The organism is Cupriavidus sp. DF5525, from assembly GCF_040149425.2.
Lineage (GTDB): Bacteria > Pseudomonadota > Gammaproteobacteria > Burkholderiales > Burkholderiaceae > Cupriavidus > Cupriavidus pickettii_A.
In genome coordinates, this window is record NZ_CP168265.1 from 257,917 (window position 1) to 281,026 (window position 23,110).

20 protein-coding genes are annotated in these 23,110 nt (G+C 67.3%); 12 read left to right on the forward strand and 8 right to left on the reverse strand.

What is annotated here, in order from left to right; all coding sequences use genetic code 11:
* Positions 1–88: 88 nt before the first annotated feature.
* From ABNX08_RS01285 to ABNX08_RS01315, 7 genes are all read left to right on the forward strand, one after another.
* The gene (locus ABNX08_RS01285) at positions 89–2,047 is read left to right on the forward strand and encodes a long-chain fatty acid--CoA ligase (protein WP_022533358.1); all 1,959 of its coding nucleotides are present in this window, start codon (positions 89–91) and stop codon (positions 2,045–2,047) included.
* 14 nt (positions 2,048–2,061) lie between these two features.
* The gene (locus ABNX08_RS01290) at positions 2,062–3,024 is read left to right on the forward strand and encodes an ABC transporter ATP-binding protein (RefSeq protein ID WP_022533359.1); all 963 of its coding nucleotides are present in this window, start codon (positions 2,062–2,064) and stop codon (positions 3,022–3,024) included.
* Between the two features lie 13 nt (positions 3,025–3,037).
* The gene (locus tag ABNX08_RS01295; RefSeq protein WP_022533360.1) at positions 3,038–3,952 is read left to right on the forward strand and encodes a branched-chain amino acid ABC transporter permease; all 915 of its coding nucleotides are present in this window, start codon (positions 3,038–3,040) and stop codon (positions 3,950–3,952) included.
* Between the two features lie 24 nt (positions 3,953–3,976).
* Positions 3,977–5,053, forward strand: coding sequence for a branched-chain amino acid ABC transporter permease (locus tag ABNX08_RS01300; RefSeq protein ID WP_022533361.1), 1,077 nt, complete (start codon positions 3,977–3,979; stop codon positions 5,051–5,053).
* A gap of 100 nt (positions 5,054–5,153) precedes the next feature.
* Positions 5,154–6,491, forward strand: a complete 1,338-nt coding sequence (locus tag ABNX08_RS01305) for an ABC transporter substrate-binding protein (RefSeq protein ID WP_022533362.1) — start codon at positions 5,154–5,156, stop codon at positions 6,489–6,491.
* A gap of 76 nt (positions 6,492–6,567) precedes the next feature.
* Entirely contained in the window at positions 6,568–7,386 is an 819-nt protein-coding gene (locus tag ABNX08_RS01310) for an ABC transporter ATP-binding protein (protein ID WP_022533363.1), read from the forward strand.
* 92 nt (positions 7,387–7,478) lie between these two features.
* Positions 7,479–8,729 (forward strand): phenylacetate--CoA ligase family protein, encoded by a 1,251-nt coding sequence (locus ABNX08_RS01315; RefSeq protein WP_022533364.1) that lies wholly within the window; start codon positions 7,479–7,481, stop codon positions 8,727–8,729.
* Between the two features lie 47 nt (positions 8,730–8,776).
* Here the strand turns inward: ABNX08_RS01315 and ABNX08_RS01320 are convergent, their stop codons facing one another.
* The 8 genes from ABNX08_RS01320 to ABNX08_RS01355 form a co-directional block, all read right to left on the reverse strand.
* On the reverse strand, positions 8,777–9,214 hold the full coding sequence (locus ABNX08_RS01320; protein WP_349605691.1) for a YbaN family protein: 438 nt from the start codon (positions 9,212–9,214) through the stop codon (positions 8,777–8,779).
* Positions 9,215–9,262: 48 nt separating this feature from the next.
* Complete coding sequence (locus ABNX08_RS01325; RefSeq protein WP_022533366.1) at positions 9,263–10,240, reverse strand: nitronate monooxygenase family protein; 978 nt, start codon at positions 10,238–10,240, stop codon at positions 9,263–9,265.
* A 117-nt stretch (positions 10,241–10,357) separates the two neighbouring features.
* Complete coding sequence (creC, locus tag ABNX08_RS01330; RefSeq protein WP_022533367.1) at positions 10,358–11,788, reverse strand: two-component system sensor histidine kinase CreC; 1,431 nt, start codon at positions 11,786–11,788, stop codon at positions 10,358–10,360.
* A 9-nt stretch (positions 11,789–11,797) separates the two neighbouring features.
* Positions 11,798–12,493, reverse strand: a complete 696-nt coding sequence (creB, locus tag ABNX08_RS01335; protein ID WP_349605404.1) for a two-component system response regulator CreB — start codon at positions 12,491–12,493, stop codon at positions 11,798–11,800.
* 1 nt (position 12,494) lies between these two features.
* Positions 12,495–13,628, reverse strand: a complete 1,134-nt coding sequence (locus ABNX08_RS01340) for an NAD(P)/FAD-dependent oxidoreductase (protein ID WP_022533369.1) — start codon at positions 13,626–13,628, stop codon at positions 12,495–12,497.
* A 239-nt stretch (positions 13,629–13,867) separates the two neighbouring features.
* A complete protein-coding gene (locus ABNX08_RS01345) occupies positions 13,868–15,193 on the reverse strand; it encodes a sigma-54 dependent transcriptional regulator (protein ID WP_022533370.1) in 1,326 nt (441 codons plus the stop codon).
* An 8-nt stretch (positions 15,194–15,201) separates the two neighbouring features.
* The gene (locus ABNX08_RS01350) at positions 15,202–17,211 is read right to left on the reverse strand and encodes an ATP-binding protein (RefSeq protein ID WP_022533371.1); all 2,010 of its coding nucleotides are present in this window, start codon (positions 17,209–17,211) and stop codon (positions 15,202–15,204) included.
* A gap of 79 nt (positions 17,212–17,290) precedes the next feature.
* Positions 17,291–18,589: a dicarboxylate/amino acid:cation symporter gene (locus tag ABNX08_RS01355; RefSeq protein ID WP_022533372.1), complete on the reverse strand. Its 1,299-nt coding sequence runs from the start codon at positions 18,587–18,589 to the stop codon at positions 17,291–17,293.
* A 401-nt stretch (positions 18,590–18,990) separates the two neighbouring features.
* Between ABNX08_RS01355 and ABNX08_RS01360 the strand changes: the two genes are divergently transcribed.
* The 5 genes from ABNX08_RS01360 (at position 18,991) to ABNX08_RS01380 (ending at position 23,100) form a co-directional block, all read left to right on the forward strand.
* On the forward strand, positions 18,991–19,311 hold the full coding sequence (locus ABNX08_RS01360; protein WP_022533373.1) for a ferredoxin: 321 nt from the start codon (positions 18,991–18,993) through the stop codon (positions 19,309–19,311).
* A 201-nt stretch (positions 19,312–19,512) separates the two neighbouring features.
* Positions 19,513–20,154, forward strand: coding sequence for an alpha/beta hydrolase (locus ABNX08_RS01365; protein WP_022533374.1), 642 nt, complete (start codon positions 19,513–19,515; stop codon positions 20,152–20,154).
* 67 nt (positions 20,155–20,221) lie between these two features.
* Positions 20,222–21,421, forward strand: coding sequence for a D-alanyl-D-alanine carboxypeptidase family protein (locus ABNX08_RS01370; RefSeq protein ID WP_022533375.1), 1,200 nt, complete (start codon positions 20,222–20,224; stop codon positions 21,419–21,421).
* A 60-nt stretch (positions 21,422–21,481) separates the two neighbouring features.
* Complete coding sequence (locus ABNX08_RS01375) at positions 21,482–21,790, forward strand: YbeD family protein (protein ID WP_022533376.1); 309 nt, start codon at positions 21,482–21,484, stop codon at positions 21,788–21,790.
* A gap of 113 nt (positions 21,791–21,903) precedes the next feature.
* Complete coding sequence (locus ABNX08_RS01380) at positions 21,904–23,100, forward strand: class I SAM-dependent rRNA methyltransferase (protein WP_349605406.1); 1,197 nt, start codon at positions 21,904–21,906, stop codon at positions 23,098–23,100.
* The last annotated feature ends 10 nt before the right edge of the window (positions 23,101–23,110 follow it).

A 23,110-nucleotide genomic window follows, 5' to 3' on the forward strand; every position in this document is an offset into this window, starting at 1 on the left:
CCGCCGGGCAAAGCAAGCCAAGTATAACGACCGGACCGGCGCTTGACACCGCGCGTGGACCCCCACGCCGGAGGGACAGGAGACAGCGATGCAGGAATCGTCGGCGACGACCTTCCCGCGATGGCTGCTGGCGCACGCCCAGCAGCGGCCGGATCATCCGGCTTATCGCGAGAAGGATCTCGGCATCTGGCAGACATACAGCTGGGCCCAGGCGGCACAGCAGGTGAGGGCGCTGGCTTGTGGGCTGGCCGCACTCGGTTTCAGGCGCGGCATGAACCTGGCAGTGGTGGGCGACAACCGCCCACGCCTGTACTGGGCCATGACCGCGGCGCAGGCCCTCGGCGCCGTACCGGTACCGCTGTACCAGGACGCGATCGCCAACGAGATGGTCTACGTGCTCAACGATGCGGAGATCGAGTTCGCCGTCGTCGAGGACCAGGAGCAGGTCGACAAGCTGCTCGAGGTCGAAGCGCAGCTGGCCACTTCCGGCCGTGCCGTGCGCCACATCATCTATGAAGACCCGCGCGGCCTGCTCGACTATGACCATCCGTCGCTGATCTCGTATGAACGGCTGCAGGAACTGGGCCGCGAGTTCGACCAGGCGCATCCGGGCTTCTATGACGAGGCGATCGCCGCGGGCCAGTCCGACGACACCGCGATCATCCTCTATACCTCCGGCACAACCGGCAAGCCCAAGGGCGTGTGCCATTCGCATGCGGGCCTGATCGGCGCGGCGCGCAATGGCTGTGCCTTCGACAAGCTCGGCGCCGACGATGACGTGCTCTCCTACCTGCCGATGGCGTGGGTGGGCGACAACCTGTTCTCGTATGCGCAGGCGATGGTGGCGGGCTTCACCGTGAACTGCCCGGAGTCGCGCGAAACGGTGATGACCGACCTGCGCGAGATCGGCCCCACCTATTACTTTGCGCCCCCGCGCATCTATGAAGGGCTGCTGACGCAGGTGATGATCCGCATGGAGGATGCCGGCTGGATCAAGCGCAAGCTGTTCCACTGGGCCATGGACGTGGCGCGCCGCTGCGGTGCCGACATCCTCGACGGCCGCCCTGTGTCCTATGCCGACCGCATGCGCTATGCGCTGGGCGAAGGGCTGGTCTACGGCCCGCTGCGCAACGTGCTCGGCATGAGCCGCATCCGCGTCGGCTATACCGCGGGCGAGGCGATCGGGCCGGACCTGTTCCGCTTCTACCGCTCGATCGGCGTGAACCTGAAGCAGTTCTACGGCCAGACCGAGACCTGCGCCTACGTGTGCCTGCAGCCCGACGGTCAGGTCAAGTTCGACTCCGTGGGACCGGCCGCGCCGGGCATGGAAATCCGCATCGCAGAGAACGGCGAAGTGCTGGTGCGCGGCGTGGGCCTGCTCAAGTCCTACTACAAGCGTGACGACGCCACGCGCGAGGCCATCAACGACGAGGGCTACTTCATGACCGGCGACGCCGGCGTGCTCGATGCCGACGGGCACCTGAAGATCATCGACCGCGCCAAGGACGTGGGCAAGCTGGCCGATGGCTCGATGTTCGCGCCCAAGTACATCGAGAACAAGCTCAAGTTTTTCCCGTACATCAAGGAAGCGGTGGCGTTCGGCAACGACCGCGACAACGTCTGCGCCTTTATCAACATCGACTTCGAGGCGGTCGGCAACTGGGCCGAGCGGCGCCACCTGCCGTATGCCGGCTATGTCGACCTGGCCGCGCAGCCGGACGTGATCGAGATGATCGGCGAATGCGTGAACCAGGTGAACGCGGACCTCGCCAACGACCCGATGCTGGCCGGTTCGCAGGTTGCGCGCTTCCTGATCCTGCACAAGGAGCTGGACCCGGACGACGACGAGCTGACACGCACGCGCAAGGTGCGGCGCGGCTTTATCGCCGAGAAATACGGCGTACTGGTGGAGGCGCTCTATGCGGGCAAGTCCGAGCAGTTCATCGAGACGCGCGTCAAGTTTGAAGACGGGCGCGAGGGCAGCGTGTCGGCCACGCTGAAGCTGGTAGATGCGAAGCGCCTGCCTGTGGCGGCGCGCGCGGCATAAGCGGAGGCAGCAACATGACGCAAGTGGCCTGGCAAGGCGCTGGACAGCGCAAATGGACGGGGACAGCACGCACGGATGCCAGCGGCGCGGGGGGCAGCGGTGCGATCGCCCCGGCGGGCCCGCTATCTCCGGCAGGACTGGCTGACGACAGCGGCGCACAACCCGGTACGCGCCACGCGCAGCGCACCGGCGAGCACGCGCGTACCGGCGGCGAGGTGATCCTGGACCTGCAGCATATCTCGCTGGCGTTCGGCGGCGTGAAGGCGCTGACCGACATCTCGTTCGACGTGTGCGAGCACGAGGTGCGCGCCATCATCGGTCCCAACGGCGCGGGCAAGAGTTCGATGCTGAACGTGATCAACGGCGTGTACCACCCGCAGCAAGGGCGCATCGTGTTCCGCGGCGAGGAGCGCAAGCAGATGCACCCCACCGCCGCCGCGCGCCAGGGCATCGCGCGAACGTTCCAGAACATCGCGCTGTTCAAGGGCATGACGGTGCTGGACAACATCATGACCGGGCGCAACACCCAGTTCCGCACGGGCTTGTTCGCGCATGCGCTGTGGTGGGGCCCGGCGCGCAACGAAGAGATGCGCCATCGCCAGAAGGTCGAGGAGGTGATCGACTTCCTGGAGATCCAGTCGATCCGCAAGACCCCGGTCGGGCGCCTGCCGTATGGCCTGCAGAAGCGCGTGGAGCTGGCGCGCGCACTGGCGGCCGAGCCGTCGATGCTGCTGCTGGACGAGCCCATGGCCGGCATGAACGTGGAAGAGAAGCAGGACATGTGCCGCTTCATCCTCGATGTGAACCGGCAGTTCGGCACCACCATCGTGCTGATCGAGCACGACATGGGGGTGGTGATGGATATCTCCGACCGCGTGGTCGTGCTCGACTACGGCAAGAAGATCGGCGACGGCACGCCCGAGGAAGTCAAGGGCAATCCGGACGTGATCAAGGCGTACCTGGGCACATCGCACTGAGGGGTTCCAAACCATGACGTTCTTCTTTGAAATCCTGATCGGCGGCCTCTTGTCCGGCTTGATGTACTCGCTGGTGGCGCTGGGCTTCGTGCTGATCTACAAGGCCTCGGGCGTGTTCAACTTCGCCCAGGGCGCGATGGTCTACTTTGCCGCGCTGGCGGTGGTGGGGCTGATGGACAAGGGCATGCCGATGTGGGCGGCGGTGATCGGCGCCTTCGTGGTGATGATCCTGGTCGGCATGAGCACCGAGCGTTTCGTGCTGCGCAAGCTGGTCAACCAGCCACCGATCACGCTGTTCATGGCGACCATCGGGCTGTCGTTCTTCCTGGAAGGGCTGGGGCCGCTCTTGTTCGGCAACGAAGTGCGCCCGATCAACCTGGGCATCGTCGACGAGCCGATCGAGTCGATCATGACCAACTTCAATATCGTGCTCTCCAAGTTCGATATTGCGGCGGCGGCCATTGCCGGTGTGCTGGTCGGATCGCTGGCGCTGTTCTTCCAGTACACCAAGGTCGGCCGCGCGCTGCGCGCTGTCGCCGACGACCACCAGGCGGCGCTGTCACTGGGCATCCCGCTGCAGAACATCTGGGCGATCGTGTGGGGCGTGGCGGGTTTCGTCGCACTCGTGGCCGGCATGCTGTGGGGCTCGCGCAATGGCGTGCAGTTCGCGCTGACGCTGACCGCGCTCAAGGCGCTGCCGGTGCTGATCCTGGGCGGCTTCACCTCGGTGCCCGGCGCCATCGTCGGCGGGCTGATCATCGGCGCCTCGGAGAAGCTGGCCGAGATCTATATCCCGCCGGTGTTCCAGTCGATGTTCGGCGGCAACTTCGGCGGCATCGAAGGCTGGTTCCCGTATGTGTTTGCCCTGCTGTTTCTGCTGGTGCGGCCCGAAGGGCTGTTCGGCGAGAAACACATCGATCGCGTCTGACCGACTTCGCACAGGAGACTTGCCATGTTTTATCGTGAAGCCGGCCAGTTCAAGACCAGCTACGTCGCCGACAGCCAGATTTTCCCGATCCGCCAGGACCGCATCGGCTTTGCGCTGCTGATGGCCGTGGCGTTCGTGGTGATCCCGCTGACGGGATCGGAATATTGGTTCTCGGCCATCCTGATCCCGTTCCTGATTTTTTCGCTGGCGGCGCTGGGGCTGAATATCCTGACCGGCTATGCCGGACAGCTGTCATTGGGCACCGCGGCCTTCATGGCGGTGGGTGCCTACGCCGCCTACAACTTCCAGCTGCGCGTGGAAGGCATGCCGGTGCTGCTGACGTTCGTGATGGCGGGCCTTTCCGCCGCGCTTGTGGGTGTGGCCTTTGGCTTGCCGTCGCTGCGCATCAAGGGCTTCTACCTGGCGGTGGCGACGCTGGCGGCGCAGTTCTTCGTGGTGTGGGCGCTGACCAAGTTTCCCTGGTTCTCGAACAACAGCTCCTCGGGCGTGATCACCGCGCAGCGGCTGGACCTGTTCGGCTTCGCCATCGACACCCCGGTGAAGAAATACCTGTTCGTGCTGGGCATCGTCACGGTGCTGGCGCTGGTGGCCAAGAACCTGGTGCGCTCGGCCACCGGCCGCGCCTGGATGTCGGTGCGCGACATGGACGTGGCGGCCGAGGTGATCGGCATCCCGCTGATGCGCACCAAGCTGCTGGCGTTCGCGGTCAGCTCGTTCTACTGCGGCGTGGCCGGCGCGCTGTACGCGTTCTGCTACCTCGGCTCGGTCGAGCCGGACGGCTTCTCGCTGGACCTGTCGTTCCGCGTGCTGTTCATGATCATCATCGGCGGCGTGGGCAGCATCCTGGGCTCGTTCCTGGGTGCGGCATTCATCCTGCTGCTGCCGATCTTCCTGGACAACGTGCTGCCGCCGCTGGCCGCGCTGCTGCACCTGCCGTTCACCAATGCCACCGTGTCGCACATCCAGCTGATGGTGTTCGGCGGGCTGATCATCTTCTTCCTGATCGTGGAGCCGCACGGGCTGGCCCGGCTGTGGCAGATCGCCAAGGAGAAGCTGAGGCTGTGGCCGTTCCCTCACTGACGGGGAGGGAAGCAAGGGATTACCGCAGTACCTGCATGTCATCCGAAGCATTGACGCTTCAGCATAACGAAACGCTCCACCGAGGGCGAAGGAGACTGTCATGACCAACCTGATTCGCAACGTGCAACGCGCCGCCCTGGTGGTCAGCGCCGCGGCTGCACTGCTGGCGCCGGCGGCGCCGGCCATGGCGCAGAGCAACGAGCAGTTCGTCGCGCTGCCGAGCTATCGCGTGGGGCCGTATGGCGCCAACGGGCAGTCCTGGTATGGCGGCTTCATCGACTACCTCAACTACGTCAACCTGAAGGACGGCGGCGTCAACGGCGTCAAGCTATCGTGGGAAGAGTGCGAGACCGAGTACAACAACGCCAAGGGCGTGGAGTGCTACGAGCGCCTGAAGTCCAAGAACGCCACCACCAAGGGCACGGCCTACCACGCGATGTCGACCGGCATCTCGTACGCGCTGGTCGACAAGACTGCCGCCGACAAGGTGCCGCTGGTGATGATGGGCTACGGCCGCACCGACGCGGTGGACGGCTCGGTGTTCCCATATGCGTTCCCGCTGGTGACGACGTACCAGATGCAGGTGTCGGCCATCGTCAAGTACCTGGCCTCGAAGAGCGGTGGCTCGCTCGCCGGCAAGAAGATCGTCTACCTGTACCACGACTCGGCCTATGGCAAGGAGCCGATCGTGGCGCTGCAGGCTGAGGCGAAGCTGGGCAAGTTCAACCTGGTCGAGATCCCGGTGGCGCACCCCGGCAACGAGCAGGGCGCGCAGTGGCTGAAAATCCGTCAGGAGAACCCCGACTACGTGATCTTCTGGGGCTGGGGCGTGATGAACCAGACCGCGCTGAAGGCCGCGCAGAAGGTCGGCTTCTCGCGCGACAAGATGATTGGTTCGTGGTGGGCAGGCTCGGAGGAAGACACAGTGCCGGCCGGTGATGCCTCCAAGGGCTACATGAGCGCGACCTGGAACGTCGCGGGCAAGAGCGTGCCGCTGATCGCCGATATCGAGAAGGTGGTCTACGGCGCCGGCAAGGGCAATATGCAGGACAAGAACAAGGTGGGGTCGGTGCTGTACAACCGCGGCGTGTCGGCGGCGGTGGTGACGGTGGAAGCGGTCCGCGTGGCGCAGGCCAAGTTCGGCAAGGGCAAGGCCATGACCGGCGAGCAGATGCGCTGGGCCTTCGAGAACCTGAACCTGACCAACGCTCGCTTGCAGCAACTGGGTGCCACCGGCCTGCTGCCTGAGATCAAGACCAGCTGCGACAACCACGAGGGCTCGGGCAAGGTGAAGATCCAGCAGTGGGACGGCAGCAAGTGGGTGGTGGTGTCGGACTGGATCGAGGGCAACAAGAGCCTGATCCACCCGCTGTTCAAGGCCACGGCGGCGCAGTACGCGAAGGAGAAGGGGATTACGCCGGCTTGTTCGAAGTCTTGACAGCAACCTGGCGGGCGTGCGGTGCCTGGCGCCGCATGCCCGCCGCAGCCGACTGCAACACCAACCGAGCCGCACCATGAGCCTCCTCTCCGTCAACAATATCGAAGTCATCTACGATCACGTGATCCTGGTGCTCAAGGGCGTTTCGCTCGAAGTGCCGGAGGGCCGCATCGTGGCACTGCTCGGGGCCAACGGCGCGGGCAAGACCACCACGCTGAAGGCCATTTCCAACCTGTTGCAGGCCGAGCGCGGCGACGTCACCAAGGGCTCGATCGAGTATCGCGGCGACCGCGTCGACCAGCTCACGCCCAACGACCTGGTGCGCCGCGGCGTGATCCAGGTGATGGAAGGCCGCCACTGCTTCGCGCACCTGACCATCGAGGAAAACCTGCTCACCGGCGCCTATACGCGCGGCCTGTCGCGCGCGCAGACGCGCGACGAGCTGGAGAAGATCTACGCCTACTTCCCGCGGCTGAAGACGCGCCGCAAGTCGCAGGCGGGCTACACCTCCGGCGGCGAGCAGCAGATGTGCGCGATCGGCCGGGCCATGATGGCCAAGCCCGCGATGATCCTGCTGGACGAACCGTCGATGGGCCTGGCGCCGCAGATCGTCGAGGAGATCTTCGAGATCGTGCGCGACCTGAACTCGCGCGAGAAGGTCAGCTTCCTGCTGGCCGAGCAGAACACCATGGTGGCGCTGCGCTATGCCGACTACGGCTACATCCTGGAAAACGGCCGCGTGGTGATGGACGGCGACGCCGAGTCGCTGCGCACCAACGAGGACGTGAAGGAGTTCTACCTGGGCGTGGCGGCCAACGATGCGGACGACGGTGCCGGGCGCAAGTCGTTCCGCGACGTGAAGAGCTACCGGCGCAGGAAGCGCTGGCTGGCCTGAGCCGACATAAGCCGACCCAATTTATCCGGCATTGCCACCACGCGCCGGCGGCGCGGCGGCAAGCCGCATCCATTTCCCTGACGCACAGCACCATGCCAGAACACTTCGATTCGCTCGAAACCCGCGCGCCGGAAGTCCGCGAGCAGGCGCTCCTTGCCGCCCTGGCACGCCAGGTAGCCCATGCGCGCGACAACGCGCCTTACTTTGCCGAGATGCTGAGCGACGTCGACCCGCGCTTGCTGACCTCGCGCGCGGCGCTGGCCGCGCTGCCGGTCACGCGCAAGTCAGAACTGTCGGCACGCCAGCGCGCGTTGCCGCCGCTGGGCGGGCTCAACGCGACGCCCCTTGGCGGCCTGCGCCACGTGTTCCAGTCGCCCGGCCCGATCCACGAACCCGACGGCAAAGATGCGGACTGGTGGCGCGTGGCGCGCGCGATGTTCGCGGCGGGCTTCCGCGCCGGCGATCTGGTCTACAACACCTTCTCCTATCACTTCACGCCGGCCGGCATGATGATGGAAACCGGCGCGCACCGGCTCGGCTGCTGCGTGTTCCCCGCGGGCGTGGGCCAGACCGAATCGCAGGTACAGGCGCTGGCCAGCCTGCAGCCGGCCGCGTATGCGGGCACGCCGTCGTTCCTGAAGCTGCTGCTGGAGCGTGGCGACGAGTTGGGCACGCCCTGCACCAGCCTGACCAAGGCGCTGGTGTCGGGCGAGGCGCTGCCGCCGTCGCTGCGCGCCTGGTTCAAGGAGCGGGGCGTGCGCGTGCAGCAGATGTATGGCACCGCGGATGTCGGCTTGATCGCTTATGAAACCGAAGGCGGCGACGGCTGGGTCGTGGACGAGGGCGTGCTGGTGGAGATCGTCGAACCCGGCGGCTCGCGGCCGATGGCCGAGGGCGAAACTGGCGAGGTGGTGGTGACGGTGCTGGGGAATGGCGACTATCCGTTGATCCGCTTCGGCACCGGCGATTTGTCGGCGATCGTGGCGGAGTCGTCGCAGCGGCCGAGCCCGTGCGGGCGCACCAATATCCGCCTCAAAGGGTGGCTCGGTCGCGCCGACCAGGCGACCAAGGTCAAGGGGATGTTTGTGCATCCGGGGCAGGTGGCGGACGTGATGCGGCGCCATCCGGAGATCCGCGCTGCGCGGCTGGTGGTGACCGGAGAACTCGGCGCCGACGTAATGACGCTGCACTGCGATGCCACGCGCGAGGACGAGGCGTTGCAGCGCGCGGTGGCGGAGTCGCTGCGCGAGGTGATGCGGCTGCGCGGCGCGGTGGCGTTCGTGGCGGCGGGGTCATTGCCGCAGGATGGGAAGGTGATCGAGGACGCGCGGCGGTACGATTGAGGCAAGCAAAAGGCCCCGCATCGGCGGGGCCAGTCACGCGCGGCAGCTCAGGACTTGCGCCCTTCCGGCGGCCGCGTCGGCAACCGGACCATCCACACACTCACCCCCACGGCACACGCCAGCAACGCCGCCGACGCCAGCGGCCGCCCGCGCAGCAACCACGCCGTAGTCCCCATCGACACCCACATCATCGACAAGGCCAGGCACTTCGCCCGAAATGGAATGCTGCGATGCCGCTGCCAGTCGCTGACCAGCGGCCCGAAGCGCGGATGCCCCATCAGCCATTCATGAAAGCGCCGCGAGCCGCGCGCAAAGCACGCCGCGGCCAGCAGCACGAACGGGGTGGTTGGCAACACCGGCAGGAAGATGCCGATCACCCCAAGCAAGAGGCAGATGCCGCCCAGCGCCACCCAGAGGGCGCGCAGCGCCCTCTGGCGGCGGCTCAGCGCGGCTTCAGGATCGGGCGAGGTGGCGGGACGAGTCAGGGGCAATGGGCGAACAAAGGGCCGCAAGGCGGCCCGGTAATGGTTCGTTCAGCGCGCGATACCCAGCCGCGCCTTGGCCTCATCGTACTCCGCTTTCATGCGCGCAACGATTTCCCCGGCGGTGGGAATGTCATGGATTTGCCCCACGCCCTGGCCGGCGCCCCAGATATCCTTCCACGCCTTGGCCTTGGAGCTGCCGCTGGAGAAGTCCATCTTGCTCTTGTCGGCGATGGGCAGGTTGTCCGGGTCCAGGCCGGCGTTGCTGATGCTCTCGCGGATGTAGTTGCCGTGCACGCCGGTGAACAGGTTGGTATAGACGATATCGGCGGCGGCCGAGCTGGTGATCGACTGCTTGTACGATTCGGCCGCATGCGCCTCCTGCGACGCGATAAAGCGCGTGCCCACGTAGGCAAAGTCAGCGCCCATCGCCTGCGCCGCCAGCACCGCCTCGCCGGTGGCGATCGAACCCGACAGCGCGATCGGGCCGTCGAAGAGCTTGCGCACTTCGCCCACCAGCGCAAACGGCGACAGCATGCCGGCATGGCCGCCGGCGCCGGCCGCCACCAGGATCAGGCCGTCGACACCGGCCTCGATCGCCTTCTCGGCATGGCGCATGCTGATCACGTCGTGCAGCACGATGCCGCCGTAGCTGTGCACCGCGTCGATCATCTCCTTGACCGGCGCGCGCAGCGAGGTGATGAAGATCGGCACCTTGTGCTCCACGCACACCTTGATGTCATGCTCGAGCCGGGCGTTTGACGTGTGCACGATCTGGTTGACCGCGACCGGGCCTACCGGCGCGCCCGGGTTGGCGGCCTTGAACGCGGCGAGTTCGTCCTGGATCTGGGTGAGCCACTCGTCGAGCAGCTCCGCCGGGCGCGCGTTGAGCGCCGGGAACGATCCGACGATGCCGGCCTTGCACTGCGCCAGCACCAGCTCCGGATAGCTGACGATAAACATGGGCGAGGCAATGACGGGCAGGGCCAGGTTCTGCAGGACCTGGGGCAGTTGCTTGGCGGCGGGCATGGTGTCTCCTGAACCACTGGCGGGCACGTTGCCGTGCCCTAAATGAACGGTCGTTCGATTATAGGGAGTTTCAGCGGCGCATCGCTAGAAGCCACAGTCTATGCCGATCCTGCGGTGCTAGGCGGCCGGCAGCGTCAGTTCTGCCAGCGCGCCGCCGCCGGGGCGGTTTGCCAGCGTCACATCGCCATGATGCAGCGTCGCCACCTCGCGCGCAAAGCACAGGCCCAGGCCGGTACTCTTGTCCGCGCCGTGCGGGCGCGGCAGCGAGTAGAAGCGCTCGAACACGCGCGGCAGCGCGTAGTCCGGGATGCCGGGGCCCTGGTCGGCCACGGCGATGGCGACGGCGTTGTTGCGCCGTTCCAGCCGCATCGTGACTTCGCTGCCCGCCGGCGCGAAGTCGATGGCGTTTTCCAGCAGGTTGGCGATCGCCTGGCGCAGCAGGAACGGATCGCCGGCCACCAGGTCCGGCCCGCCGTCCGCGGCCAGCCGCAGCGTGACGCCGCGCTGGCGCGCACGGGGTTCCAGTTCGTCGCACAGTTCGGCCAGCAGCGGCGCCAGCCGCACCGGCTCGCGCACTTCTAGGCGCTGGCGCTGCTCCACGTCGGCCAGCGCCAGCAGCTTGCGGATCATGGTCTCGAGCCGCCCGGACTGGGCGCGGATATTGGCGACGAAGCGCTGGCGGTCCGCCGCCGGCATCTCTTCCTGCAGCAGTTCGGCCGCGCCGCCGATCGCGGCCAGCGGGCTCTTCATCTCGTGCGTCAGCGTATGGATGTAGTGCTCGACATACTGCTTGTCCTCCAGCCGCTCGCGCATGCCCTGCACCGCGCGGCCCAGCTCGGCCAGTTCGCCGGCGCCGCGCAGCGGCATCTCGGCGCGCTCGCCGGCGGCCACCGCGCGCGCATAGCTGCGCAGCCGCTGCAGTCCATGCACCAGCCACAGCGTGCAGGCGATGCCGATCACGCAGGCGGCGCCGATCAGCAGCCCGCCATAGAGCAGGATCTTGTGCTGGCTGCGCTCGATAAAGGGCGCCATCGCCGCATTGGGCTTGGCCACGGTGAGCACGCCGATGATGCGCTCGCCGTCGCGCACCGGTGCAGCCACGTGCATCACGGTCGTGGCCTCGTCGTTGGGATCGGTGCGCGTGCTGCGCGCGCCGTAGCGGCCGCGCAGCGTCAGGTAGACATCGTTCCAGCGCGAATAGTCCCGGCCCACGTCGGTGCCGGTCGAGTCGAAACGCACGATGCCGTTGGCGTCGGTGACATAGACCCGGTAGCCGATGCTGTCCTTGTGCAGGCCCCACACTTCGGCATCGACCGGCGCGGTGCGCAGCGCCGCCATGCGTCGCGCGAAGTCGCCGTCGGCGATGCGGCCGGCCTTCATGTCGTCGGCGGCGAGTGCCGCCAGCACGTGCGCGGTATCGATCAGCGTGTCTTCCATGGCCTGGCGCACGCCGGGCTTGACCTCCTGCACGAACACGCGCAGCGTCAGCACGGTCGCCAGCCCGACGATCAGGAAGAAGCCGAAGAAGATGCGCAGGCCGATATGCATGGCGCGCGCTCAGGGTTCCAGCGAATAGCCCATGCCGCGATGGGTGCGGATGCGCTCGGCGGCGTCCGGGGTGGTGTCGCGCAGCTTGGCCCGCAGGGTCTTGATATGGGTGTCGACGGTGCGGTCGCTGGTGTCGAGCGCGTCTTGCCAGACGATCTCCATCAGCTGCGCGCGCGAGTAGATGCGGCTCGGGTGCGTCACCAGCAATGCCAGAAGCAAGTACTCGTAGCGGGTCAGGTCGAGCCAGTGGCCGCGATAGGCGAGGCGCGCGCCAGCCTTGTCGTGGGTGAAGCCGGCGCTGTCTTTGGTCTTCGCCATGGCGTTGCCGCCGCGCGCCCGGCGAATGATGGCGCGCACGCGCGCGGCCAGCTCGCGCGGCGAGAACGGCTTGACTACATAATCGTCGGCGCCGATCTCCAGCCCGACGATGCGGTCGATTTCCTCGTGGCGTGCGGTCAGGAAGATCACCGGCGCATCGCAGAAGGTGCGTAGCATGCGGCAGACCTCGAAGCCGTTGATGTCGGGCAATCCCACGTCGAGGATCACCAGGTCGGCCGGGCTGGCGCGCATCTGTTCGAGCGCCGCATTGCCGAGCGTGCAGTGCTCGGCCTGCATGCCATCGGTGCGCAGCGCATAGAGAATGGTGTCGGCGATGGCCTGTTCGTCTTCCACCACCAGGATCCGCGGTTGTTCCATGCCCGGCATTCTAGTCCAGGCTGACCGCCGTGCGCGGCGGCGGCGCGGGCTTGTCGCCGCGACGCTTGTGGAAGTAGATCTGCTCGGCCGCCCAGCGCAGCGGGGACGAATACAGCAGCAGGTCGAAGGGCCAGTCGCACTGGAAGCGATCGAACATCCAGCGCAACGCGCGTTTGGCGCGAAAGCGCGGCGCGCTGGCAGTGGCGACGGCTTCCGGCGCCGGGCCGCCGCGCAGCAGGTGCCCGGCGATGGCACGGCCGACCGACTCGCCATGGGCAAAGGCGTAGTGGATACCGCCCGCAGTGACCGGCGAGACGATGCCGGCGGCATCGCCGGTCAGGATCACGCCGTCGCGTGCGAGCGGAAAGGCCGGGCCGCCGCCGCACGGGATCAGGCCCGCGCGCGTCGCTGCCGGCCGTGCCAGCTCCGGCAGCCCGGCGCGTTCGCGCACATGCGCCAGCAGCCCGTCGAGATCCGGCGCGCGGCCGCGCCGCGGCAGATGGCGCAGCGCCAGGCCGGCCTGCACGCCGGTGGGGTTCTGCGCGATCCAGCCGATATAGCCGGGCGCGAAGCGGCGGGTGAGGAAGCAGTGCAGCGCGCCGGGTTCGGGCAGTGACAGGCCGGGGAACTCGTATTCAACGCCGTACAGGAAGCTCTCCACCCGTCCCAGCCCGGCACACTGCGCCACGCGCGACTTCGCGCCATCCGCGCCGATGAGGTAGCGCGTATTGCCCACGCCGGACACATGCCAGCCGCCGTTGCGCGGCACCGCGCCGACGAACGCCTGCCCGAGCCGCAGCTCCACGCCATGCCGCACCAGCTTGGCCGCGAGCCAGCGCATCAGCCTGGGCGTATCGGTGGTGTGGAAGTAGTAGCCCGGTGCGCTCAGGTCGATGCTGCGCAGCCGGGGCGAGTACAGCCGCACGCGCTCCACACGGTGCACGCAGTCGGTGGGAGCGCGTCCCAGCCAGGTTCGTTCGATGGCTTCCTTGACCAGGATGCCGGTGGTGTGGAGCTTGTCGCCCGGATCGTCCTTGCGTTCGAGCACCAGCACGCGCAGGCCGGCGCGCGCGGCGGCAAGGGCGCAGGCAGCGCCGGCGAAGCTGGCGCCGGCGACGACGACGTCATAGTCGAAGAGGGGCATGGCAGGTCCCGGAGATTGAGAGTCTCCAGTGTGGCCAGCCGGGGTGAGGGCAATGTGTGGCCAGTGTGAAGCTTGCGTCAGCCAAAAAAATGCCCCGCGACACCGCGGGGCCATCAATTACCACGAAGATTGATACAGACGGCGGGCACCTGCCAATGCCGCAACCGCATGCGAAGGATAGGCAGCCAATGTGACGCCTGCATGGCAGAGTGGTGAAAGCGGCGTGACAGGGGCCGGCCTCAGAGCCCGTAGCGCTTGATCTTGTCGTACAGCGTGGCCTTGCCGACCTGCAGCAAGTCGGCTGCCTGACTCACCGCGCCGCCGGTACGCGCCAGCGCATCGGCGATCACTGCGCGCTCGTAGTGCTCCATCCGTTCGCGCAGCGGGGTGGTCTCGTCGGGCGCGGCACCCTGCGCGCCGGCTTGCCCGCCCTCGGGCACACCCAGCACCAGCCGGTCAGCGGCGTTGCGCAGCTCGCGCACATTGCCCGGCCACGGCCGCTGCGCCAGCGCCTGGCGCTGCGCCTCGGACAGGATCGGCGCCGGCCGCTGGTAGCGCACCGCGGCCACCAGCATGAAATGCTCGAACAGCGCCACGATGTCCTCGCGCCGCTCGCGCAGCGGCGGCAGCGCGATGGTGACCACGTTCAGGCGGTAGTAGAGGTCTTCGCGGAAGGTGCCTTGTGCCACCAGCGCGTCCATGTCGCCCTTGGCCGCAGCCACGATGCGCACGTCGATCTTGATCGAGGCGTTTGAGCCCAGCCGCTCCAGCGTGCCTTCCTGCAGCACGCGCAGCAGTTTGACCTGCAGCGCCAGCGGCATGCTTTCGATCTCGTCGAGGAAGAGCGTGCCGCCGGACGCGTGTTCGAGCTTGCCGACGCGGCGCTTGCCCGCGCCGGTGAAGGCGCCGGCCTCGTGGCCGAACATCTCGCTCTCGAAGATCGCTTCGGGTACCGCGCCGCAGTTCAGCGCAATAAAGGGGCCCTCGGCGCGGCCGGACAGCGCGTGCAGGCTGCGCGCCACCAGTTCCTTGCCGGTGCCGGTCTCGCCGTTGATCATCACCGGCACGTCGGTGGGCGCGACGTTGGCCACCAGCGCGCGCACCTGCTCGATCGCGGGAGAGCGGCCGATGATGCGGGTGCCCGCGGCAGGGCCGGCCAGTTCGCGGCGCAGCGCCTGGTTTTCCAGCTCCAGCGCGCGCCGTTCCAGCGCGCGGCGCACGGTGTCGGTCAGGCGGTCGGCGCCGAAGGGTTTCTCGATAAAGTCGTAGGCGCCCTCGCGCATGGCCTGCACGGCCATGGTGATGTCGCCGTGGCCGGTCACCAGCACCACCGGCACGCCCGGCGCGGCGTTGCGGCAGTGCTGCAGCAGGTCCAGGCCGCTGGCGCCGGGCAGGCGCACGTCGGTCACCACCACGCCGGGAAAGGCGCCGTGCAGGTGGGGAAGGGCGGCTTCGGCCGAGGGCAGCGCCAGCACGGAGAAGCCGGCCAGCTCCAGGCTCTGCGCGGTGGCCTGGCGTACCAGCGGCTCGTCTTCGACAAACAGGACACGCAGACCGTCTTGCATGGCAATACTCATTGGGGTGCGGAAACCGTACGCACGGGATCGGCGGCATCGCTGGCCGGCGCGCGCGCCAGCACCAGCGCGAACTGCGCGCCGCCGCCGCCGGGGACGTTGGCCACGCTGAGCTGGCCGCCGAACTCGCGCACGATCGACGAAGAGATCGCCAGCCCCAGCCCCAGGCCTTGCCCGGTTTCCTTGGTGGTGAAGAAAGGTTCGAACAGGCGTGGCAGCGCTTCCGGCGCAATGCCGGTGCCGTTGTCGCGCACGATGATGATGACGGCTTGGCCGTCGGCCTGCACGTCGAGTTCGATGCGGCCTTGCTGCGGCGCCGCCGTGGCGATGGCGTCGAGCGCGTTGCCCAGCAGGTTCAGCAGTACCTGCTCGAGCTTCAGTTCGTCGGCACGCACCGCCAGCCCCGGCACATCATCCAATCCGGTGACGCTGACCGTCACTGTGGCCAGCCGCGGCGCCAGCAGTGCCAGCACGTGATCGACCGCCGCGCGCACCACCACCGGACGTCGCACCGGCCGTGCCTTGCCGGCAAACAGCTTGAGCTGGCTGGTGATCTTGCCCATGCGCTCGGTCAGGTCGGCGATCGCGGTGAGGTTGCCTTCGGCGGCGGCAAGCTGCCCGCGCTCCAGCAGCACGCGGGTGTTGTCGGAGAAGGTGCGCAGCGCCGCCAGCGGCTGGTTCAGCTCATGTGTGATGCCCGCCGCCATCTGCCCCAGCGCGGCCAGCTTGCTGGCCTGCACCAGTTCGTCCTGGGCCGCGCGCAGCTCGCTTTCGGCGCGGGTGCGCTCGGCCACCTGTTCTTCCAGCTTCTCGTTGATGGCCATCAGGTCGGCGGTGCGCGCTTCCACGCGGCGTTCCAGCTCGTCGTAGGCGGCCTCCAGCAGGCGGCGGCTGTACAGCATGTCGCGCGCGCGCTGGCGGCGCTGGCGCCAGTTGACCAGCAGCAGGCAGATGCAGGCGTAGGCCAGCGCGGCGGCCACGGTGGCGTTGCGCGCATTGGCCAGCACCGGTTCCAGCGGCGCCATCACCTGCATGGTCCAGCCGGCGGGGCCCACGGTGCGGCCGAGTTCGAGGTAGCGGTCGGCGCGCTCGGCGCCGTCGGGGGCGAATGTGGTTTTGGTCGTGGGTGCGTCGTTGCGCACGCGCACCAGCCGCGCGCCGGCGTCCAGCGTGGTGTCGGCCAGCCAGCGCGTGACCGGGGAGGTGAGCGGCTCCAGCGGCAGCGGCGTCACCGCGCGGCCGTGGTACTGGCGCGTATTCTCCAGCTCAGCCTGCAGCGCTGGCGCCAGCGGGCGCAGCGTGCGGTACTGCCATGCCGGGACCGACGACAGGAAGATCACGCCGTTGTCGTCGCTGACCATCAGCGGCTCGGCGCCGCTGCCGGCGCGCTGGAACCACTCCAGGTTGAGCTTGACCACGGTCACGCCGATCACCTTGCCGCCGGACTCGACCGGCTGTGCGATGTAGTAGCCGGGCTCGTCGCTGGTGATGCCGATGGCATAGAAGCGCCCCAGCTTGCCGCCCGAGGCGATCTGGAAATAGGGGCGGAAGCGGTAGTCGGTGCCGACGAAGCTGCCGGGCTGGCCGTGGTTGCTGGCCGCCAGCGCGATGCCGTTGGCGGCGATCACATAGGTGGCGGACGCGTGCGCGCGGCGGTTGACCTCCGCCAGGTATTGGTTGGCGGCGGCGACGCGGTCCGGGTCGTTAGGGGATTCGAGCAGCCCGCGCACGAAGGGGTGCAGCGACACCAGTGCGGGCAGGAATTCGTAGCGGTCGAGGGTGCTTTCAAGCGTGGCGGCGTAGCGGTCGGCACGCGTGGCGGTGCTTTGCTGCAGGCTTGCCAGGCCGCGCTGGACCGAGACCAGCCAGGTCAGCCCGCACAGCAGCAGCAGGCCGGTGGCGAGCAGCACGGCAAAGCCCCACCACCGGCCGCTGCCGGCGTCCGGCGCGTGGGCCGGACGGGTGGCGGCGGGGTCATGCACGGCGAGAAAGTCGTCGGAGTGGGGCATCGGCGCGCGCGAGGGCTGTCGCGCCGATGATACTCGCTGGCGGGCGGCCGGGGCAGCCGCCCGCACAGCGGTGGCGCGCTTAGCGGGCGCCCTGGCCGACGTCGGCAAGATCCGCCACATCGTCGCTGCCGCCTTGCAGCACGCGGGCCATGCGCTTGCGGTCCAGCTCGCGTTCCCAGGCCGACACCACCACCGTGGCCACGCCGTTGCCGATGATGTTGGTCAGCGCGCGGCATTCGCTCATGAAGCGGTCGATGCCCAGGATCAGCACCATGCCCGCGACCGGGATGGTCGGCACCACCGCCAGCGTCGCCGCCAGCGTGATAAAGCCCGAGCCGGTCACGCCGCTGGCGCCCTTGGAGGTGATCATCGCCACCGCCAGGATGGTCAGCTGTTGCAACAGCGTCAGTTCGATGCCGGTGGCCTGCGCGATAAAGATCACCGCCATCGTCATGTAGATGTTGGTGCCGTCCAGGTTGAACGAATAGCCGGTCGGCACGACCAGGCCCACCACCGACTTGGAGCAGCCCAGCTTCTCCAGCTTCTCCATCATGTGCGGCAGCGCGGCTTCCGACGAGCTGGTGCCCAGCACGATCAGCAGCTCTTCCTTGATGTACGAGATAAAGCGCACGATGCTGAAGCCGGTCATGCGCGCGATCGAGCCCAGCACCACCAGCACGAAGATGATGGCCGTGAAGTAGAAGGTGCCGATCAGCTTGAGCAGCGGCACCAGCGAGCCCAGGCCGTACTTGCCGATGGTGAACGCCATCGCGCCGAAGGCGCCGATCGGCGCGACCTTGGTGATCACGTGGACGATATGGAAGAACACCCTGGAGAGCTGCTCGATCAGATCCACCACGATGCGCGCGCGCTCGCCGATCACCGCCAGCGCGGTGCCGAAGAACAGCGACACCAGCAGGATCTGCAGGATGTCACCGTTGGCAAAGGCGCTGAAGACCGTGTCCGGGATGATGTGCATGAAGAACTCGACCGTGCTCTGGCCGTGCGCCTTGGACACGTATTGCGCGATGGCCTTGGTGTCCAGCGTCGACGGGTCGATATTGAAGCCCACGCCCGGCTTGAGCAGGTGCGCGGCGCCCAGGCCGATCAGCAACGCGAAGGTCGACACCACCTCGAAGTACAGCAGCGCCTTGCCGCCGACGCGGCCGACCTTCTTCATGTCGCTCATGCCGGCCATGCCGGTCACCACGGTACAGAAGATGATCGGGCCGATGATCATCTTGATCAGCTTGATAAAGCCATCGCCCAGCGGCTTCATGGCCACGCCGGTGTCGGGCACGAAATGGCCGAGCAGGATGCCGACCAGGATGGCGAACAGCACCTGCACGTACAGGATCTTGTAGAAGGGTTTCTTCATGATGTCGTCCTCGGTTTTGACCGTACCCGGCGCGGTGGTGGCCGGGGTGGCGCGCCGTCACGGTTGCGGCGCGTTCGGGACGTGGATTCGCAATCGACATGCCAGTCCAACCGGTGTGGCTAACTGCCTGATTCACAAGGAAACACGGGTCTTGCGGAGGCGCCCGGCCTCCGGGATTCCGGAAATCCGGACTGCGCGTCTCCGGGGATTCGGAACGCCGAATCCGCGCAAGGTGCGCGAGGCGCCACCCGGTGGGTGCGGATTGGCGACGACGATAGCGGCGCAGGCCTGCCGGATGCGCGGCTACACCCCCGCGACGCCGTATAATTCCGAGCTTCCGTTCCAATGCCATCCGGCCGACCCTTGTCCGGGGCCCGCTTTTCTCACCGCACACCGCACGCATGAGCAGCTACTACCAGCATCACGTCTTCTTCTGCCTGAACCAGCGCGACGCCGGCGAGGACTGCTGCGCCAACCACAACGCCAAGGCGATGCAGGAATACGCCAAGAAGCGTTGCAAGGAACTGGGCATCGCCGGTGGCGAAGGCCGCGTGCGCATCAACAAGGCGGGCTGCCTGAACCGCTGTGAACTCGGCCCGGTGCTGGTGGTCTACCCCGAAGCCATCTGGTACACCTTTGTCGACGAGCACGACATCGATGAAATCATCGACAGCCACCTGCTCAACGGCAAGCCGGTGGAGCGGCTGATGGTGGATCGCTGAACGGACACGCATGCCGGCGGCGGCCGGCGCGGCAAACGCTGCGCCGGCCGCCGCATTGTTGTTTTACGGACTTGGCGTCGAGCTGAAGTCCACGTTTGAAGTCTTACCTCGCCGCCCGCCAGCCGGACGGTTTTTTCATTTTTTGCCCCGGACGATTCCGGGCCTGAGCCAGCCAGTTCCTCGCCATCCTGACCGCCCATCATGAACGCGCATACCCAGGTACTCTCCATTGCCGGTCCCGCCGGTGCGATCGATCTTTCGGTGGACCTGCCCCAGGGAGAGCCGCGCGGCCTGGCGCTGGTGGCGCACCCGCATCCGCTCTTTGGTGGCACCAAGGACAACAAGGTCGCGCAGACGCTGGCGCGCGCCTTCGTGCAGCTGGGCTACGCCACGGTGCGCCCGAACTTCCGCGGCGTGGGCGGCACCGCCGGCGAACATGACAACGGCATCGGCGAGCAGGACGACCAGCTCGCCGTGATCGCGTGGATGCGCGAGCAGACCGCATGGTCGGCGCAGGCCGCCACGCTGCCGCTGGCATTGGGCGGCTTCTCGTTCGGCAGCTTCGTCACCACGCACGTGGCGCGCCGTCTCGCCGAAGCCGGCACGCCCGCGCAACGCCTGGTGCTGGTAGGCACCGCCGCCAGCCGCTGGCAAGTGGCCGAGGTGCCGGCCGACACCATTGTCATCCACGGCGAGCAGGATGACACCGTGCCGCTCGCGAGCGTGTTCGACTGGGCCCGCCCGCAGGAGCTGCCGGTGATCGTGATCCCCGGCGCCGACCATTTCTTTCACCGCAAGCTGCACCTGATCAAGCAGCTCGTCGTCAACGCGTGGGACCGGTAACGCTGGCCGTTTCGCGCCGCTGCACCGCATGTCCCGCACGATCCCTTTCTTGTCGGAAACTGAAACAATGCTGAATAGAGCCACGACACGTCTTTCGTCCGCTTTTGCACCCGCCGCCATCGTCGCGGCCGTTGCGCTGGCCGCCGCGCCTGCCGCCGTCCTTGCGCAGGGCGTGCCGATGCCGCAGGTCGCAGCCAAGTCGTGGATGCTGTATGACGTGACCAGCGGCCAGGCCCTGGCGTCGCAGAACGCCGATGCGCGCATCGAGCCGGCCTCGCTGACCAAGCTGATGACCGCCTACCTGGCGTTCGAGGCACTCAAGGAAAAGCGCCTGACGCTGGAACAGACCGTGGTGCCGACCAACCTGGTGCTCAAGGTCAAAAGCGACGAGTCGCGCATGTTCATCGAGCCCAACAAGCCGGTCAGCGTGCAGGACCTGCTGCTGGGCCTGATCGTGCAGTCGGGCAACGACGCCGCGCTGGCGCTGGCCGAGGCCGTGGGCGGCTCGGAAGAGGGCTTCGTCGCGATGATGAACCGCGAGGCCCAGCGCATGGGCATGAAGAACACCCACTTCACCAACACCGACGGCATCCCCGACCCGAACCACTACACCACCGCGGTCGACCTGGCCACGCTGACCACGCGCCTGATCAAGGACTTCCCCGAGTACTACAGCATGTACTCGCAGAAGGAGTTCACCTATAACAAGATCAGGCAGCCCAACCGCAACCGCCTGCTGTATATCGACCCGACCGTGGACGGCGTCAAGACCGGCCACACCAAGTCCGCCGGCTACTGCCTGATCTCGTCGGCCAAGCGGCCGCTGGCCAACGTGCCCAACGGCTCGCGCCGCCTGATCTCCATCGTGATCGGCACCACCACCGAACAGGTGCGCACGCAGGAAAGCCTGAAGGTCCTCAACTACGGCTTCCAGTTCTTCGACACGCTGCGCCTGTACGACAAGGGCCAGGTGTTGGCCACGCCGGAGATCTACAAGGGCAAGAACGGCGCGGTCAAGATCGGCGTGCAGGAAGAGACCTTCGTCACCGTGCCCAAGGGCACCGGTGGCCGCCTGAAGCCGGTGCTGGAGCGCCAGGAACTGCTGATCGCGCCGATCGCGGCGGGCCAGCAGGTGGGCATGGTCAAGCTGATGGACGGTGCCAACAAGGTGGCGGAGTTCCCGGTGGTGGCGCTGGAAGACGTGCCCGAGGCCGGCTTCTTCGGCCGCCTGTGGGACACCATCCGCCTGTGGTTCAAGCGCAAGTGACCTGAATGCGCGGGGCCCGGCGCGCCATGCAGCGTGCCGGGCCGCGCCGGAGAATCCGACATGACAGCCGACAACCAGGGCAGCGGCAGCAAGCCCGGCGATATCCCGCCGGAGCAGTCGCTGATCGAATACCCGAGCCACTTCCCGATCAAGGTGATGGGCTCGATGCAGGACGGCTTTGCCGAGGCCATCGTTACGCTGGTGCAGGAGTTCGATCCTGACTTCCATGCGGGCAAGATGGAGATGCGCCCGTCGCGCAATGGCAATTACCTGGGCCTGACCGTGACGGTCTGGGTGACCAGCCGTGAGCAGCTTGATGATTTGTATCGGGCGCTGACTGCGCATCCGATGGTGAAGGTGGTGCTTTAACGCTTCGTTCCCGCTTTGTTTTCTCCCCTCTCCCGCGCGCGGGAGAGGGGTGCCGCCTTGACGCATTCTCGCCAGCCTCTGCTGCCGCGGGCCTGCTGTTTCCCCATACCGACATGAACACCATCACCCTGAAACCCGGCAAGGAAAAATCCCTGCTGCGCCGTCACCCGTGGATCTATGCCACCGGCATCGCCACCACCGAAGGCCGCTGCGAGCCGGGCGCCACCGTGATCGTGCGCGCCGCCGACGGCCGCTTCCTGGCCAAGGCTGCCTACAGCCCCGAATCGCAGATCCGCGCGCGCGTGTGGACCTTCGACGAGAACGAGCCGGTCGACCACGCCCTGTTCAAGCGCCGCGTGGCCGCGGCGATCGCGTACCGGCAGCAATGGGTGAAGGACAGCGATGCGGTGCGCCTGATCTTCGGCGAGTCGGACCGGCTGCCCGGCCTGATCGTCGACTACTACGGCAACGGCGCGCAGGGCCAACTGGTGTGTCAGTTCAATTCCGCGGGCGTGGAGCACTGGAAGGCCGCGATCGTGCAGGCGCTGGTGAAGGAAACCGGCTGCCCCAACGTCTACGAGCGCTCCGACGCCGCCGTGCGCCAGCGCGAAGGGCTGGAGCTGGTGACGGGCGTGCGGGCCGGCGCCGAGCCGGATCCGGCGCTGTCGGTGACCGAGCATGGCGTGCGCTACTACGTCGATGTGCGCAGCGGCCACAAGACCGGCTTCTACGTCGACCAGCGCGACAACCGCAAGCTGGTCGGCGACCTGGCCGAAGGCCGCGAAGTGCTGAACTGCTTCTGCTACACCGGTGGCTTCTCGCTGGCCGCACTGCGCGGCGGCGCGACATCGGTGACCTCGATCGATTCGTCGGGCGAGGCGCTGAAGATCGCCGCGGGCAATGTCGCGCTCAACGGCTTCGATCCAGAGCGTGCTACCTGGCTCGATGCCGACGTGTTCAAGACGCTGCGCGAATTCCGCGCCGAGGGCCGCCAGTTCGACCTGATCGTGCTGGACCCGCCCAAGTTCGCGCCGTCGGCGCAGCATATCGACCGCGCCGCGCGCGCCTACAAGGAGATCAACCTGGTCGGCATGCAGCTGCTGCGGCCGGGCGGGTTGCTGTTCACGTACTCTTGCTCGGGTGCGATCAGCATGGAGTTGTTCCAGAAGATCGTGGCGGGCGCGGTTACCGATGCGCGTGCCGATGCGCGCATCCTGCGCAGGCTGTCGGCGGGGACCGATCACCCGATGCTGGCGGCGTTCCCGGAAGGGGAGTACCTGAAGGGATTGCTGCTGGAGAAGGTGGCTTAAGTCGACGCGT

What these genes read in the sequence shown, in the direction of transcription:
- ABNX08_RS01285 (WP_022533358.1), top strand. Translation starts at nt 89, where the DNA reads ATGCAGGAATCGTCGGCGACGACCTTCCCGCGATGGCTGCTGGCGCAC.
- ABNX08_RS01290 (WP_022533359.1), top strand. Translation starts at nt 2,062, where the DNA reads ATGACGCAAGTGGCCTGGCAAGGCGCTGGACAGCGCAAATGGACGGGG.
- ABNX08_RS01295 (WP_022533360.1), top strand. Translation starts at nt 3,038, where the DNA reads ATGACGTTCTTCTTTGAAATCCTGATCGGCGGCCTCTTGTCCGGCTTG.
- ABNX08_RS01300 (WP_022533361.1), top strand. Translation starts at nt 3,977, where the DNA reads ATGTTTTATCGTGAAGCCGGCCAGTTCAAGACCAGCTACGTCGCCGAC.
- ABNX08_RS01305 (WP_022533362.1), top strand. Translation starts at nt 5,154, where the DNA reads ATGACCAACCTGATTCGCAACGTGCAACGCGCCGCCCTGGTGGTCAGC.
- ABNX08_RS01310 (WP_022533363.1), top strand. Translation starts at nt 6,568, where the DNA reads ATGAGCCTCCTCTCCGTCAACAATATCGAAGTCATCTACGATCACGTG.
- ABNX08_RS01315 (WP_022533364.1), top strand. Translation starts at nt 7,479, where the DNA reads ATGCCAGAACACTTCGATTCGCTCGAAACCCGCGCGCCGGAAGTCCGC.
- ABNX08_RS01325 (WP_022533366.1), bottom strand. Translation starts at nt 10,240, where the DNA reads ATGCCCGCCGCCAAGCAACTGCCCCAGGTCCTGCAGAACCTGGCCCTG.
- creC (WP_022533367.1), bottom strand. Translation starts at nt 11,788, where the DNA reads ATGCATATCGGCCTGCGCATCTTCTTCGGCTTCTTCCTGATCGTCGGG.
- creB (WP_349605404.1), bottom strand. Translation starts at nt 12,493, where the DNA reads ATGCCGGGCATGGAACAACCGCGGATCCTGGTGGTGGAAGACGAACAG.
- ABNX08_RS01340 (WP_022533369.1), bottom strand. Translation starts at nt 13,628, where the DNA reads ATGCCCCTCTTCGACTATGACGTCGTCGTCGCCGGCGCCAGCTTCGCC.
- ABNX08_RS01345 (WP_022533370.1), bottom strand. Translation starts at nt 15,193, where the DNA reads ATGCAAGACGGTCTGCGTGTCCTGTTTGTCGAAGACGAGCCGCTGGTA.
- ABNX08_RS01350 (WP_022533371.1), bottom strand. Translation starts at nt 17,211, where the DNA reads ATGCCCCACTCCGACGACTTTCTCGCCGTGCATGACCCCGCCGCCACC.
- ABNX08_RS01355 (WP_022533372.1), bottom strand. Translation starts at nt 18,589, where the DNA reads ATGAAGAAACCCTTCTACAAGATCCTGTACGTGCAGGTGCTGTTCGCC.
- ABNX08_RS01360 (WP_022533373.1), top strand. Translation starts at nt 18,991, where the DNA reads ATGAGCAGCTACTACCAGCATCACGTCTTCTTCTGCCTGAACCAGCGC.
- ABNX08_RS01365 (WP_022533374.1), top strand. Translation starts at nt 19,513, where the DNA reads ATGAACGCGCATACCCAGGTACTCTCCATTGCCGGTCCCGCCGGTGCG.
- ABNX08_RS01370 (WP_022533375.1), top strand. Translation starts at nt 20,222, where the DNA reads ATGCTGAATAGAGCCACGACACGTCTTTCGTCCGCTTTTGCACCCGCC.
- ABNX08_RS01375 (WP_022533376.1), top strand. Translation starts at nt 21,482, where the DNA reads ATGACAGCCGACAACCAGGGCAGCGGCAGCAAGCCCGGCGATATCCCG.
- ABNX08_RS01380 (WP_349605406.1), top strand. Translation starts at nt 21,904, where the DNA reads ATGAACACCATCACCCTGAAACCCGGCAAGGAAAAATCCCTGCTGCGC.